The 16,429-nt window shown below is 45.9% G+C and carries 8 protein-coding genes and 1 pseudogene; 6 read left to right on the top strand and 3 right to left on the bottom strand.

Annotated elements, in window-relative coordinates; translation table 11 throughout:
• Positions 1 to 82: 82 nt before the first annotated feature.
• The 3 genes from B3Z75_RS02640 to B3Z75_RS02630 form a co-directional block, all read right to left on the bottom strand.
• Positions 83 to 802, bottom strand: coding sequence for a DUF6250 domain-containing protein (locus B3Z75_RS02640; RefSeq protein WP_294067464.1), 720 nt, complete (start codon positions 800 to 802; stop codon positions 83 to 85).
• A 2-nt stretch (positions 803 to 804) separates the two neighbouring features.
• Positions 805 to 3,507: a hypothetical protein gene (locus B3Z75_RS02635; protein ID WP_294067461.1), complete on the bottom strand. Its 2,703-nt coding sequence runs from the start codon at positions 3,505 to 3,507 to the stop codon at positions 805 to 807.
• A 238-nt stretch (positions 3,508 to 3,745) separates the two neighbouring features.
• On the bottom strand, positions 3,746 to 4,024 hold the full coding sequence (locus tag B3Z75_RS02630; protein WP_294067424.1) for a hypothetical protein: 279 nt from the start codon (positions 4,022 to 4,024) through the stop codon (positions 3,746 to 3,748).
• A gap of 14 nt (positions 4,025 to 4,038) precedes the next feature.
• Here B3Z75_RS02630 and B3Z75_RS02625 point away from each other — a divergent pair, with 14 nt between their 5' ends.
• The 6 genes and pseudogenes from B3Z75_RS02625 to B3Z75_RS02600 form a co-directional block, all read left to right on the top strand.
• Positions 4,039 to 5,373 carry a right-handed parallel beta-helix repeat-containing protein gene (locus B3Z75_RS02625; protein ID WP_294067417.1) on the top strand — a complete coding sequence of 445 codons (1,335 nt, stop codon included), beginning with the start codon at positions 4,039 to 4,041 and terminating at the stop codon, positions 5,371 to 5,373.
• Positions 5,374 to 5,449: 76 nt separating this feature from the next.
• Positions 5,450 to 8,335 (top strand): glycoside hydrolase family 2 TIM barrel-domain containing protein, encoded by a 2,886-nt coding sequence (locus B3Z75_RS02620; protein WP_294067414.1) that lies wholly within the window; start codon positions 5,450 to 5,452, stop codon positions 8,333 to 8,335.
• Positions 8,336 to 8,454: 119 nt separating this feature from the next.
• Positions 8,455 to 10,860, top strand: coding sequence for a glycoside hydrolase family 2 TIM barrel-domain containing protein (locus B3Z75_RS02615; protein ID WP_294067412.1), 2,406 nt, complete (start codon positions 8,455 to 8,457; stop codon positions 10,858 to 10,860).
• A gap of 193 nt (positions 10,861 to 11,053) precedes the next feature.
• Positions 11,054 to 14,308, top strand: coding sequence for a SusC/RagA family TonB-linked outer membrane protein (locus B3Z75_RS02610; protein WP_294067410.1), 3,255 nt, complete (start codon positions 11,054 to 11,056; stop codon positions 14,306 to 14,308).
• Positions 14,309 to 14,314: 6 nt separating this feature from the next.
• Positions 14,315 to 15,958: a RagB/SusD family nutrient uptake outer membrane protein gene (locus tag B3Z75_RS02605; RefSeq protein WP_294067408.1), complete on the top strand. Its 1,644-nt coding sequence runs from the start codon at positions 14,315 to 14,317 to the stop codon at positions 15,956 to 15,958.
• A 126-nt stretch (positions 15,959 to 16,084) separates the two neighbouring features.
• Positions 16,085 to 16,426 (top strand): annotated as a pseudogene (locus B3Z75_RS02600) (glycoside hydrolase family 88 protein); the annotation flags it as partial.
• Positions 16,427 to 16,429: the final 3 nt, after the last annotated feature.

Raw genomic sequence — 16,429 nt, 5'->3', positions numbered from 1 at the left:
AGATCTACAAGATGCTCTGACCGGCAACCGGCAAGGCAGATCAGATCGAAGGTTGTCAAGATCCGGTCTGTCATGCTGTCAATTATTTCAACTTGAATATTTCCACATCATCTACTATCTGCCGTGACCAGGTGGCACGGATACCAAAATATCCTTTGGTAAGAGGGTTCTCATCTTCAAAGTGAAAGAACTCGCGGCCATCCACAAACAGTTTGGTGATCCCATCTTTTACCACAATTTCAATCTGGTAGGTATGATTGGGCTTGAGTAGATAGGGTTGCTCTGTGAGGTCATGTATCAGGAGACGGTTGCCGTCGCCGGTATATTTCCGGAACCGGGTTGTTTTGTTGTAGTTTCCTCCGATTCCGGCATAATATAGCAACAGGGAATCATACTCCTTAAATGCGCCGTCCCGTGAAAAGAGTGTCGGACTTTGTGGATCAACAGCCATCCAAAACTGATTCATGTCGGATAGTCGGTCATTTCGTCCCCCTTCCATTACAACCCGCCGTTTATAGCGGATAAGGAGGTTACCTGAAAGCTCCTGGTTCAACCAAAGTGTGACACCTCGATCGGTGTCGATCACCAATTGTTCATCAATGATTCCGATGCTAATCGTTGAATCGGGGACCACTTCCGTAATCCAATGATCCAAATCACCAGTGAATTGATCCTGAAAGATAAGAGCTTCAACCTCATAATCACCCATATGTTTTTTGTTGTTACAACCACTCAAGAGGATTGTAAAAACCATCAGAATCATTGCAGCATTCAGGTGTGTTCGATAGTTATTTTCCTGCATGGTTATTCTTGTTTTGTTTGAAAGCGTTCATGCTCCTCGGGCAACTGGTCTCCGATCATCTCCAGCAGTTGAATGGCGTTCAGTCCCCATTGAGCAGTGTTATTCGTTGAAACACCCTCAACTTCATATACCGGTTCAAGGGTTTCAATGTTATCGAAGAGTTTTGGTTCAAAATGTGTGTGGGTGTTGAGGAAATCATACCAGGCACGCCGAGCCCATTTCCTCTGTCCTGTTTTATGGGCGTAATAGGCTGGCAGACGTGCATACCAATGGCCCGGATCACCCAACTTCACAGAAACCCCAAACTCTCGAAAAATCTCTTCTTTCGAGGCTCCATATAAACGGGTAAACTGCATCCACAAGCGGGTCCAGTCTGCGTCATCAAGCAGATCGGTCAATTCGTATGCCATCTCAGGTCCACCCATCAAAACCGAAAGATGTGAATAGCCAATATCCTCCTGCGTCAGTTGATACAGTTGATACGTCTCCGGATTATAACCCATTGCCGCTCCTCTGCCTGAGAAGAGACCATAGGGCATCTTCGAAAAACTTTTTACTCCTTTCTTAATTCTTTCGCGCCATTCGGGATCTCCAGTTCTTTCCCATTCAATCATCCAATTACCGGCCAATGCAAGCCAGTCAGGACCCATCCTTGCGTGAGTAGGATAATCGCTTTTCTCAAGTATCAACCGAAGGGGGTCAATCTCCCCTATTGCGTTGTTGGATGCATTGGCAACGAAACGCATCAGGTCGCCGGTCCGCTCATCAGTCGTCAGATAATAATAAAAACGTCCCAGTAAAGCCTGGGCAATACGTACCTCTTTTGATCCGCAACCCCAGTGTCGCACATTGTGTCTTGATCCCAATCCGGCAAACCGACCCAAATGATAGACATCCACTTCTCCGGTATGTCGGGTCATTGCTTCAGCCATTCTGAAGATATCGGCACGGCCACTTCGCAAAAAACTGTACCATAGCCATAGATTTGGCATCAGTTCAGTGTTGTCCCATGCATATCCACCAATATCATATCGCCATACGTGACGCTCCTGATCATAGGCATGCATCACATCTCCAAAGTTCCAGAAGCCATACCATCTCCTCTGATCCACCTCTTTTTGATAGTATTCAAAAGCTTTATCCAGTTGATCTTCAATCCATCTCTTCCCGGTCGAACTCCTGTCGGGCAAGCTCCAGATTCCAAATGCGGATACCTGATGCAGGTAGTCGGGTGTAGCTACCAGCAAGGGCGGTTCTGATGCCAGGTCTGTGAGACCCTCAAATATTTTGTGATCAGGGATTTGACCGGTGCCATAGAGCAGGAGTTCACTGGTTCTTGCCACTCCCGTGGCTATGCTGAATCCCGGTTGTACATCCTCATAGCTTGCAAGCAAATCATGTCCCCAGGGTATGGTATCATAGTGACGCATGTCCATGGGTTGCGCATCAGGAGACCACATCCATGCAGTCATCTGAGCGGACTTGCTACAGGCATTTCGAATCTCCAGAGAGGAGGGGTAGGATTGCCAGAAATTTCGCAGAGAGATTGCCAATCCTCCCGAAGCATCACCTACAAAAGCCAACCCTTCGGCACGTTTGCCGGCACCCGCCTCTATCCAGGCACTGGCAGCTGTTGTTCTTTTCTCTACTGTAAATCCGTCGGCATTGAGTTGGTTGAGTTTGTAATCGCCCCATGATGCCCAATGTTTCAACAAGTGCTGTTGCAAGGAATCAAAATGGTTGCGCGGTGGAATAGCTTCTCCTCTAAGTTGTTTTTCGTATAAATTCTCATTTCGCGACAAAGGGACACGTCCGGTGATCGGTTGTATCGGTTCATCCCATAAACGTCCTTTCTCTCCGGCAAAACGGACATGCCGGTTGTATAGTTCATCGTTCAATGGAACATCAAAACGCACACCCAACCCCCGGATAAAATCCTTTTCCTGGTTACCGTCATAAATGATGGTATGCACCATTTTGATGGTTTGCATCCCACCATAGAAATAGATACGAACCACGTATGGGAGCCAACGTCTCTTCCCTGGAACCGATTTGTGAGACCCCTCCACCTTAATCACTGCACGCACCGGACCTGATTGTTCTACAGTTACCTTGTCGACACTCCCGACAAATTTTAAAATCTCGGGTTGTGGTCCGTGCTCTTCTGCCAAACCATCCTGCAGAAGACAGACCAGTTCTCCTCCTGTTGAAACTTCCCTATCACCGACAGTGATTGACCGAATTAATTTTTCTCCCTTTGTAGGGATGAGACAGATAAGCGCTCCGGTATTGACCCGGATCAGATCATCTGATTCCTCCAAAGAAACAGTCGCCTGGCTTGGATTCTCCGATAGCATCTGGGTAGGCTCCAGAAAAAAGCCCTTTTCCGAACAGTTGTCTACAACTGTACTGAATCCGGCCCATTTCAAAGAGCCGTCGGGCCAGTAGGCCATGGACCAGCTTTGCAAAGGGAGGGTTTTCTCATCCTGATTCTTCAGGATAAACTGCTGATTCTTTTGAAATGTACCTTTTGGGAAAGGGACCCCAAAACTCACCCCTGTGGCAATTGAAGGAGTCACTCCTCCCAGCCAGTTCAACTGATATTGTAGAGGTTGACTGCCTGCCTGCTGGGGGGCAATAAAAGAAAAAAAGATTGATAAAGTCATCAGCCATAATAAAGAACGCCCTTCTTCTACATGTTTCATATGCGTGATCAGTTTATATTGAACAGAACAAATACTTTCTTTCCCGAATAATTTCAATTGTAGCATAAAAAAGAATTAAAGGTTATAAACTTCTAAAACTTCTCATTTGGTTAAGGTATATTAAATTCCACATCAAAAATTTTAAGGATGTTGGATGACCGGCAAATAGCTGGAGTAGAGATCAAAATTTAAACAAAGGGTTCAAGGAGAATAGACAAAAGTAAAATGCTAAAATTTATCACACCTGTGAAAAATGATTTAAATGCTGTGCAATTTGATATTTCACGAAGATGGTTTTCAACATAGCAATCATTCCGGGCATGATTAAAAAAAAATGTAGAATGGCAGGTTGTAAAATATCATTTATCACAGCTAATTTATCATTTATCACATCAGCGTACAACTCCGGTTGTTTAATTTTGTGGTTTAAAATAATGTCATCGGTCACACACAAATAATCATCCCATTTCATCTGATCCAGGCAGTTATTTTCATTGAAAACAACAATCATATTCATAAATACCAAAGAAAATGACCCGTACAACAATCCTTATGTTTCTGACAATCTGCATGATCGACAGTTTAACACCTGCACTTTATGCAACAAATTATTATGTGTCGGTAAACGGAAGCGACCACAACAATGGCACTCATGAGTCTCCCTTTGCAACGATTCAAAGAGCAGAAAGAGCGGTAGAACCCGGTGATACCGTTTATATCAGGGGTGGTATTTACCGGATCCCCTCCGGCCAGATTGCAGCCTATGAACTTGAAGATAGTTATGCCTGTGTGACCCGCCTCAATAAAAGTGGCACTTCAGAACAGAGGATCTGTTACTTTTCCTATCCGGGTGAAAAACCGACTTTTGATTTGTCGTTGGTCAAACCCGAGGGGAAAAGAGTATCGGCATTCTGGATCAATGCAGACTGGATCCATCTCAAAGGAATTGAGGTGGTTGGCGTCCAGGTAACCATTACCGGCAGGAATACCCAATCAGAATGTTTCTCAAACAGTGGCAGTCACAACATCTACGAGTTACTACAGATGCACGATGGCATGGGGATTGGATTTTTTTCCAGAAGTGGGGGGAACAACCTAGTTTTGAATTGTGACGCCTACCGCAATTTCGATCCTGTCTGCGATACTGCAGGTGGCGCAAACGGTGGAAATGTGGATGGCTTTGGCAGCCATTACAGTACACCAGGTGATGGGCCCACCATTTTCAGGGGGTGCCGCGCATGGTATAACAGTGACGATGGATTTGACTGTATCAACAACGGCGAAATGACAATTATTGAAAACTGTTGGGCATTTTACAACGGTTACTCCTTTGAAGGAGAAAAGGATCCTTTCCACTCCCGTGGCGATGGCAATGGATTTAAATCGGGTGGTTACGGACGGGATCCGAGGGTGTATGAACTGCCTGTACCCATTCCGCGAAACATGGTACGCTACTGCCTGGCAGTTGGAAACAAATCAAAGGGATTCGATGCCAATTATCACGCAGCCGGGATTATTTGGGAAAACAACAGCGCCTATCGAAACAATCACAATTTTCACATGGAAACTGCCGGAAAAACCACACCAAATGCAACCACACTAAATTTTATACCCGGTCGGGATCATTTCATGTTCAACAACCTGAGCTATAAGGGCAAAAGCAGCAATCTCACCCGCATCCATGAATCCTCCTGTGTTTTGGTCAACAACAGGTTTGACCGTGACCAGCAGCTCACTGATCAGGATTTTATATCATTGGATGAGGCACAACTCACTGCATCCCGCAATACAGACGGCAGTCTGCCTGAAATCGATTTCATGAGGCCCAAACAGAAAAACAGTACCGGGATGTATGCAAGGCCGTGAATCAGCGAATAACATCAGAGAATCAATTATATTCAAATAATTATCAACCATTTACCTTCCATAAACTTTATCCACAATGAAATATTTTTCATTTTTCCTGATTGGCCTATTCATCACATCCGCTTCCGTTTATCCTCAGGATAAAGTCAATCTAAACGGCACCTGGAAGTTTTCGTTGGCCTCAACGGATAAGGAAAAAGAGCGTCTATCCGGATTTTACAATCCGAAATTTGACAGCAATTCGTTCTCCCCCATTCCCGTTCCCTCGAATTGGGCGATTCTCGGGTTTGAAGAACCAGTATACAGGGGTTTCAAAGAGGATAAAGCCGGAGATGGTTATTATCTTCATGAGTTTACTATACCTACAGGTTGGGAAAACCGACGAGTTTTGCTTCATTTCGGAGGTGTATGGTCATCAGCTGAAGTATGGTTGAATGGAGTGAATCTTGGACGTCACGACAGTGGTTACACTTCTTTTGCTTTCGACGTTACAGGCAAATTGAAAGGAAACGGTACAAATCGGTTGGCAGTGCGTGTTCGTCAGACGTCCCGAGAGTACAAATTCGATGTTTTTGACGATTGGACGCTGGGGGGTATCTACAGAGATGTGACACTGGAAGCGATGCCAAGCGAACGGTGGCTCGACCAGATTGTGGTGCAAACCCTCTTCGACGAACAGTTTGAGGATGCTGATTTGAGAATACGTACAATGGTTAGTGACAGGCATGCTACGACACTTCCGGGAAACTACCCTAGCCCCGGTCAGCCATATGATCTTCGTTTCACCCTCTCTTCGAAAGAAGGAATTGAAATCTCCAGGCGTCAAATAACCATACCCGCTCATACAGCGACCGACCGTGAGATAGAAACGACTATGCGCATAGCATCACCCCGTCATTGGACGGCTGAAACTCCATACCTCTACACCCTCCGCATAGATCTCCTGGAGAAAGATTCAATCGCTCACACACGGACAGAGAGAGTAGGCTTCAGGCAGATCTCAACCAATGGGGGCATCTTCCGAATCAACGGACAAGCTGTTAAACTCCGCGGGGTAAACCGACATGATGAACATCCCGACGTGGGAAGAGCAACAACACCTGAACACTGGTTGCAAGATATCAGTCTGATGAAAGCAGCCAACATCAATTATATACGTACGTCTCATTATACTCCCGCAAAAGGATTTATCGAACTGTGTGATGAGTTGGGGATGTATGTGGGCAACGAAGTCTCTTTAGGAGGAGCCGGTAATCTGATGTACGATCCTTCCTATTCAGGAGCGGTACTGGTCCGATCCTATGAAACAATTGTCAGAGACATCAACAACCCCTCAATTATCTACTGGTCAATTGGGAATGAGGATCCATTGACATCGCTTCATCTGACCTCCATCAAATTGGTCAAATCGTTGGATCCTTCACGCCCCGTGCTGATACCGTGGAGATCGGAAAGATGGTTGCCAAAAGAGATTGATATACTTTCTTCCCATTACTGGCATCCGCATGAATATGATCAACTGGCCGGACAGGCCAACCGACCGGTGATCTCAACTGAATATACCCACTCATTCGGCGTCGATGGCTTTGGTGGATTAGAAGCCCGATGGAAATCCCTGACAAAACATCCTGCAGGAGCAGGAGCTGCAATCTGGATGTGGGCCGACCAAGGGTTGAAGACCCCGGTGAAAAGGCCAAAAGGAAAATATGACAAGATTGTAAAGGAGGATGAGTACCTGCGAATTGATGATGCCGGTTGGGATGGTATCGTCGACTCATACCGAAACCCTACCCGTGATTACTGGGAGACAAAAGCAGTATATGCGCCTCTCTATCCGGTTGTGAATGAAATTCATTTCGTACCCGGCCAGCTTTCACTACGCATCCCGATTCAAAACGATTATGATTTCACAGACCTGAGTTCTGTTCTGATCACTTGGACCATTTGGGAAGACGAGCACGAACTAGCTTCAGGCAACGGGTCAATAAGCGGGCCACCGCACACTGTATCAACCTTCGAATTACCAACCGAATCTCTTAAAACCATTCATCCCGAAAAAACATACTACGTCTGGTTAATTTTTACAGATTCTGATGGACGAGAGATAAATCGCAAGGCAATAGAATTAAAATCTCTTATTCAACCGAGGGCGCCGGAAAGAAATGACAAAAAAATATCATTGTACAATCATGAGACAGTAATTGTAGAAGTAGATGCTGTCCGATATCAATTTGATCCCAAGACAGGACATCTCACATCCGGCACACTGAATGGCGAATTGTTGATCACAGGTCTGAAACCTGTCATATGGCATAACCTCGATCATGGCGAAGCGAGTGTTATTGGTTCAAAAATTGTGCGATACCTGGCAGACCTAAACCGCTATCTACCTGAAGTAACAGAATGGACTGTTGATGAACAGGAGTACTGTGTTACGATTCGGGCAAAAGTTAAATATACCATAGATCAAAAAAACAAATTCAATACGATTTATCACTATACCATTGATTCGGGGGGAGACCTGGAAGTACGGTATGAGATCGATCCTGAAGTGGGAACCCCTCATTTGCCGATTGTAGGGATGTCTTTGCAAACGGCAGCCGGATTGGATCAACTCCGCTGGCTTGGAAAGGGACCGTATGATGCTTATCCCAACAAGCAATCAGCACCCATTCTGGGAGTCTGGGGAGGTACCGCCGGCAGTGAGGATGTGATCGGGAATAAGGCCATACGATGGATTGAAAGAAGCGGCTTGCCGGGTAAAGTACATGTCTCTCATACGGGTTATATGGAACATAACGCCTCAACACCGGAGACTATCTTTCTTTTGTCTGGTGTCCTGAGCAAACCGGAAAAGGGGCGTAAACCCGATGAATCGTTTCCATTGTTAACAACAGGTACCGGAGAGCCATTTTCCGGAAGATTCACGATTTCAATGGAAAATAAGGAGCGACAAAAGTAACCCACGGTGAATAGATTGTACATGTTTCTATGAACTCATGGAAATCTGACCCAATTTTCATAAATCAAAAACTGAAGCGTTCCATTAGCCTCTCTCACTACATTTTTCATTTAAGCAATATGAAACAGACAGGTTTGTTGTCATTTTTACTGTTAATTTCTTATTTTCTTCCAGTGCCAGCACAGAATACCAGGGAAACGGTTCGCATTTCCGAGCCACTAAATTTTGGCTGGAAGTTCCAAAGAGGCAATATCGAAGATGCACATTCGGTAATTTACGACGACAGCAATTGGCGCAATCTTGATATACCCCATGATTTTCAAATTGAACAACCATGGGATCAATCGGCTGGTGGAGGCCGTGGATTTAAGGCGATGGGAGAAGGATGGTATCGCAAAACATTCAAGGCGAACAAGGCATGGAAGGGAAAGAAAATTCTGCTGGACTTTGAAGGTATCATGTTAAACGGAGAGGTCTGGTTCAACGGCAGGAAGATGGCTGACATTGAATACGGTTATCTGGGACGTGAAGTGGATATCACACCGCATATCGATTTTGAAGGAAACAACCTGGTAGCAGTTTTTGCAACAACAAAAGGGAACTCACGATGGTATACCGGTGGTGGTCTTTATCGCGATGTCTATTTATTGGTGAAGGACTCCATCTCCGTGGCCCGGCATGGTGTTTTTATCACAACCCCGGTCGTATCGGAACAACAAGCGGAAATAAGTGTACAGGTAGAGCTGGAGGGAATCACGAACAAATCATTGGATATTGAAATCATAGCGAGAATAATTTCTCCTAATGGAGAGCAGGTTGCCGAAGTCAAAACCTTTGCACCCAAAAAGAATAAACTGAAAACGGTTGAAATTCTTTTACCTGCCATATCAGTCGATTCGCCTCAATTGTGGTCGTGTGACACCCCCAATCTGTACGAAGCAGAAGTCTTGTTGGTTTACAATGGCAAAACCATTGACCGGGTAACCGAAACATTCGGAATTCGGACCATTGAATTTTCACCTGAGTTCGGATTGAAACTGAATGGAGAAAAGGTTTTCTTAAAAGGTATTGCCAATCATCACGACTTAGGTCCGTTAGGAGCTGCCGTTTATGACCGGGCCATCGAAAGGTTATTTCTGCAATTGAAAGCTTTTGGGTTTAACCACATCCGTACCTCCCATAATCCATACTCAGAGTCATTTTTGCAACTTGCCGACAAGCATGGTATCTTGGTGGTTGACGAGTTATGTGACAAATGGGGTGACAGGGATTATTGGCCGGGCAGCAAACCGTTTTCGACAATCTGGTACAAGATGATTCCCGAGTGGATCAAGCGCGACCGGAATCATCCATCGGTGATTATGTGGAGCTTGGGTAACGAACTGCAAATGCGGGAAGACCTCGCAGGGTTCCCAACAGGCGACTGGGGTGTAACATCATATAAAATACTGGATCTCCTGGCAAAACGATACGATCCCACACGCAAAACGACTGTTGCGATGTTTCCATCGCGAGCTAATGCGATTACTCGGCATGATACAGACTTTCACACCAATTTCACTCCTCCTGAATTGTCACTTGTTACAGATATAGCCAGTTACAACTATCAGTATCAAGCATATGGGCAATACTTGAAACAAGCCCCAAACCTGATTGTGTATCAGAGCGAAGCTACAACCAATGATCTGCTTCGTCCCTTCTATGGAATGGACCATGATAAAATGGTCGGACTGGCTTACTGGGGAGCAGTTGAATATTGGGGAGAGTCGAATGAATGGCCTAAAAAGGGATGGAATTTCTCATTTTTTGACCATGCGTTGCAACCCTACCCCGAAGCATATCTGATAAAGAGCGCTTTCAGTGATGAACCGCTGGTTCATATCGCCGTGATTGACAGCGAAAGAGAGAGTTTCGAATGGAATGACATCGTGGTGGGGAAGATACCTGTCTCCTCTCACTGGAACCGCAAAGAAGGCTCACTCCAAAATCTGTTCACTTACACCAATGCCGAAGAGGTGGAATTGTTGGTGAACGGGAAATCATTGGGTATTCAGAAAAACGAGACAAGTGATCCCAGTCGCCGCAACATGATTTATTGGCAGGATATCCCCTATCAAAAGGGTAAAATCACTGCAGTTGCACGAAGCAATGGGAAAGAGATCGCCCGCCATCAGTTGGAAACCACTGGGCCGGCAACCGCACTAAAAATAGAGATTGAAACGGCCGATTGGAAAGCCGATGGCATGGATCTGCAATATGTGAAAATTTATGCTATCGACAACAAGGGGCGTAAGGTGCGAACAACAACCGGAGAAGTCCTATTTGACGTTTCGGGAGCCGCCAGACTCCTGGCGGTTGATAATGGTGACCACTATACCGATAACCTGTTCACCGGTAACAAAATACCACTACACAGCGGTTTTGCCATTGCTATTCTCCGATCTGAACAATTTACCGGAAAAATTACCGTGAAAGCAGAAGTAAAAGGACTGAAAAATATTCAGAAAGATATCGAGACAAAATAACAAATTTGCCTATTAAATATCAAATATTGCAGTCAATCTGTCATTTTTCACAGGGTCAATTGGAGTTATTGCTATACTTTCGCATTTTCACATACACCTCTCAACTATAGTTAACACCCACACGCCAAACGAATAAATATGTTAATGTTAGATACTTTGTTAAACAATATTTTCCTTAAACAAAACAATAGAAATGAAAAGAAAAAAAATCAATTCAAAAAAAGTTATTTTATTCACACTCCTGTGTCTATTTGCCAGGAGTATGTCAGCACAGAATGTCAGCGTGAGGGGTACTGTTACGGATGGTACCGGTGAATCACTGATCGGCGTGACGATTCAGGTACAAGGATCATCAGCCGGCTCCGTGACCGATCTTGATGGTCATTTCGTGCTTCTGAACGTGCCCTCCAACGCGACTATAGAAGTCTCCTATGTGGGCATGCTCACACAGATTATTCCCCTGAACGGAAGAACGACGATCAACGTGGTGATGGAAGAGGATACGGAAACACTGGAAGAACTGGTGGTGATTGGCTATGGCTCTATAAAAAAGAGTTCTCTTACATCCGCTGTCTCCAGCATGGACTCCAAAGGCATTGAAAATAGGCCATTGGCTCGTGCAGAGACAGCACTGCAGGGACAGCTTGCAGGTGTAACCGTACGTACCGTTACCGGTGAACCGGGAGCAGACCTGCAGATCCGTGTGCGTGGGGCAGCATCGGTTAATGCCAATTCCGATCCGTTGTATGTAGTGGACGGAGTACCAATGAATAGTCTCACCTGGCTCAATCCGGCCGATATTGCAACAATCGAGGTACTGAAAGATGCTGCATCATCGGCTATTTATGGTTCACGAGGTTCCAACGGCGTGGTGATTGTATCTACCAAAAAGGGAAAACAGGGAAAGGCGACCGTAAGTGCCAATGTGACCTACGGTATACAGTCACTCGAAAAGAAGCTTGACATTATGGACAGCCGTGAGTGGATAACATTCAATATCAAAGCGATCGATGAACGCTACCTGGTTGGAGCCCGAAAGAGAGGGATCACCAATGCCAGTATTGGCGATGACACCAATACCCGTCTGAACAATATGGGTTTGTCGACTACAGCATGGGGTAACTCTCATTACACCTATGTGCAGGATCCCAGATGGTTTAAATATGTGGACAGTCAGATTGCCGCAGGGCATAACATCTCTGTACAGGGTATTGATCCAAACGAAGCGTTAAGCTTGCTCAACTGGCAGGATGAATTCTTCACCAATGCACCGGTGCAGGATATCACCCTCAATATCTCCGGTGGAAATGAGAGCACATCCTACCTGTTCTCGGGTGGTGTATATGACCAGAATGGTATCGCATCGGGCACCGATTACAAGCGTTATACGGCCCGTACAAACATTGAGTCAAAACTTAACAAATACCTCACCCTGGGGATGTCACTCGCGCCGACCTATATCACCCGTGATGGGGCAGGACGGGCAAACGGCAAGGACACACGGGCACATCATGTTCTTTCCTCACCTCCAGTATCGGAAGCATCGGTAGGATATAAGACCAATGTAGAACCAAATACACAATATTTGTGGGGGGGGAGTGCTTCAAGTCCTATTGTATATATGGAAAATATCCGTCATGACGACATTTTTCAGATGACAGGAAATGCTTATCTTGCTTTTACACCTATTGAGGGGCTGAAGTTTGAACTAACTGGTGCTGCCGATTACTACGATCTGGACGGACAAACCTATACTTTCTCCAGGACACAATCCTCCTGGAGCCAGGGAGAAGGAGTGAACTCATCGGGAGGTCACAATACACAACGCACCTGGAACACTCTTTTACAAGCTGTAGCAAACTACAACAAAACATTCGGTTTGCATTCACTGGGATTGATGGCGGGAACATCTAAAGAAGAACGTAACATTGGTTATTCAACCAACCAGACATTCAACAAACCTTTCCCCAATGACGCAATTACCGGATCGTTTGACGGCTCACAACTTGCAGTCGGTACCGATATCGTCACACAGTTCACTTCAAACAGACTTGTATCTGTTTTTGGAAGGGCTCAGTATGATTATGACAGCAAGTATCTATTGTCGGGAAGTCTCCGATACGATGGAGGTTCGGTGTTTGGGGCAAATAATAAATGGGGGCTTTTCCCTTCAATTTCTGTTGGTTGGAACATGACTAAAGAAACCTTCTTCCAAGAGCTGAATCTGGGCTGGATCAATCTGCTGAAACTAAGGGCAAGCTATGGTGCTACTGGTAACAATTCCATCAGCAATACCGCAGCCTATCCCACACTCTCAGCAGTCAACTATGCAGGACTGGCCGGTTACAACGCAAACAGTCTGGGCAATCCGGACCTGGGTTGGGAAAAAACCCACAGTACCGACCTTGCCATCGACCTGGGTCTTTTGAACAACAGAATTCAGATGTCTGTCGATTGGTACACCAAGAACACGACCGACCTGTTGTACATGGTACCGACGCTGGGCGCCTCCGGTTTTTCCACCATATGGGACAATCTTGGAGACATCCAGAACCAGGGTCTTGAGGTGGAGTTGAACACAACCAATCTGGTGGGTGAATTCAACTGGACCACTTCGTTCAACATGTCATACAACGAAAACAAGGTGCTTTCCCTTGGCGTGGATGACACTCCGATCTATTCAGGATTTGATGGCAGCAACCACTCTAACATACTGAAAGTGGGTGAGCCGGCCAACTCATTCTATCTCTATGAGGCGATTGGGGTATGGAAGACACAGCAGGAGATCAATGATTACGCAGCAGAACGGGGAGTATCGAAAGTCACTTTCGAAGGTAAAACAATTGTTCCGGGTGACCTTCGCTACAAGGATGTCAACCAGGATGGAGTATTTGACAAAGAAAATGACCGTGCAATACTTGGAAGTCCGATACCCAAGATGACCTACGGTATGACAAATCAGTTCTCCTACAAGAATTTTGATTTGTCGATTCTATTAACTGCTCAAACCGGTGGAAAAATATTTGGTGTGCTGGGTCGGGCAATAGACCGTCCCGGGATGAACCCGAACAGCAATATGATGGATGTATGGAACAATGCATGGTGGTCGGAAGAGGATCAGGGTGATGGTCGCACACCTTATATTCTCAGCTCAACAACGGGTGGTACAGTCGATTCACGCTGGTTATGGTCATCAGATTATCTAAGAATCAAAAACCTCACGTTGGGATACAAGCTACCCATCAACCCAAAGTATATCTCATTCGCAAGACTATACTGTTCGGTTGAGAACCTCTGGAAATGGGACAATTATTACAACGGCTATTCTCCAGAAGCAGCCAACACGGCAAGCAGCTCTGTACCTGGTGGACAGTCGGCCCTCGGTCTCGATTACGGATCCTATCCGCTTTCAAGAATTGTGACATTTGGTATCAACATTAATTTTTAAACAATCATGAAGAAAATTTTTACACACTATATCGCAATAACAGTCACACTGGCGATGTCTTTTGTTTCCTGTGATGATTTTTTAACCAATCCACCGGTTGACCGGCTCACCTCTGATGGATTCTATCAGACACCGAAACAATCGGAACAGGGGGTTATTGGTATCTATGCGCTGCTGAGAGATGTTTCCAGAGATGAGTTTATGTACATGTCTGAGTTTCGTTCCGACAATATCTGGGTCAGATTGCCTGACGGCTACCGTGAGACCTCTGAGGTGAGCAATTTCCGCGCAGGGCCTGATTTGAATTACTTCAACTATACCTGGAACAACTGGTACAAAGTGATCTATGACTCCAATGTGGCGTTGCAGAAAATCGAGGCTTGTGACTTCGGCACCAATGAACTGTTCAAAAAACAATTGCTCGGCGAGGTATATTTTCTGCGCGGTTGGGCCTATTTTGAGCTGGCGCGTCTCTTTGGCAATATTCCGATCATTGATAAACCCATGTCTCCGAATGATGTATTGAACGTTGGGCAGTCACCCGCGAGCGAGGTCTACGCAAAGATGATAGTCCCCGACATGCTCAAAGCCAAAGAGATGCTTCCCCTGGATATCAACATACTGAACTCCACCGGCAAAAAAACGCCCGGGAGTGGGCGGGCTGATAAAATTGCAGCGCAGGCTATGCTGGGACGAATCTATATGACCATGACCGGATTCCCGCTGAATGATAAACAGGCAAAGGCACTGGCAAAAACCGAATTGAAAGCGGTGATCGATTACTCCGAGTCCAATGCCAACAAATTTTGGGCTCCCGACAGTATAGAGTGGCAGAAACAGTGGATGTCTGAATACAACAACAAATATTCGATATTTGCCATTCAGTATCGCTCAGGCGGAACAGGCAATCCGGCCATCTTTGAAACAGGTGCAACATGTCCGCCCAGTTATACCGGTTTTCAGGTTTATAATGGACTAGATGTATGGGTAGAAAAATCGATTGTCCATGAGTATCTGAAAGTTCACTCCAACGGCAAGAGAGATGCCCGTGGTCTGGGACACAGCATCCTGCTGGGCTATGCCGCTGAACCGAACTGGCCGGCCCGAAGCCCTCAGTATGATCCGTTGTATCCGGGGTCACCTGAACAGGTTCCCACCAACGCCATGTTCTATAAATACCTGAACACAAAACCGAAAAGAGCCACACTTGGTTTATCGGCTAATATTGAGTCGGGGATGAAAGATTATCGCGACTGGCCAGTGAACTATCCTGTTCTTCGATATGAAGATGTATTGCTGATGTATGCAGAACTGCTGGCCGGAGAGGGCAATCCAACCGGTGCGGTGGAAATTGTGAATAGAATCAGAGAAAGAGCTGGTTGCGACCCGGTGAGTGCAGCTTCTGCCGCAGAGGCTTTGAATCTAATAAAGAAAGAACGCCGCCTGGAACTGTTTGGTGAAGGGATACGCTGGTTCGACCTGGTGCGCTGGAATGAATGGCAACAGACAATTATCAACATGTTTCACACCTATAGCAATCCTCCCGGATCTGAAGATGCAAATGTGAAAGATGGTCGTTATCTCTATCCCATTCCCATGAATCAGATAAATGTGAAACCCGGCCTGTATCAACAGAACACAGGGTACTGATCAAATTGACAGATTGTCTCCGAGTTTCACTTATCCGAGACAAAAATCCGAATCATTAAAAAACGGAGAGGGGGAATTTTTTCGATTCTCTCTCTCTGCTTTTCATCGAATATGAAAGTCAGGGAAAAGGAGCAATGCGAAAATAGATTTTGGAATGTCAGCCTGCATGACCCGAACAACTACGGAGGGAAGGAGCTTACCGGCACCGCCATGTTTATCTACGGAATGGCTTATGGCGTGAACAACGGGCTGCTGGACAGGGCTGAATATGCACCGGTCATTTACAGGGCATGGAACGCACTGGTAAGAGACAGCCTGCATCCGAACGGTTTTCTGGGATACGTACAGGGCACTGGCAAGGAGCCCAAAGAGGCCCAGCCGGTCACCTACGAACGGGAGCCCGACTTCGACGACTTCGGCCTGGGTGCTTTCCTGATGGCAGGTGCCGAGATCTACAAGATGCTCTGACCG

The organism is Proteiniphilum sp. UBA1028 (genome assembly GCF_002316955.1).
Lineage (GTDB): Bacteria > Bacteroidota > Bacteroidia > Bacteroidales > Dysgonomonadaceae > Proteiniphilum.
Note: the sequence above shows the minus strand (reverse complement) of the source record. Positions and strands in the feature narration are given on the sequence as shown.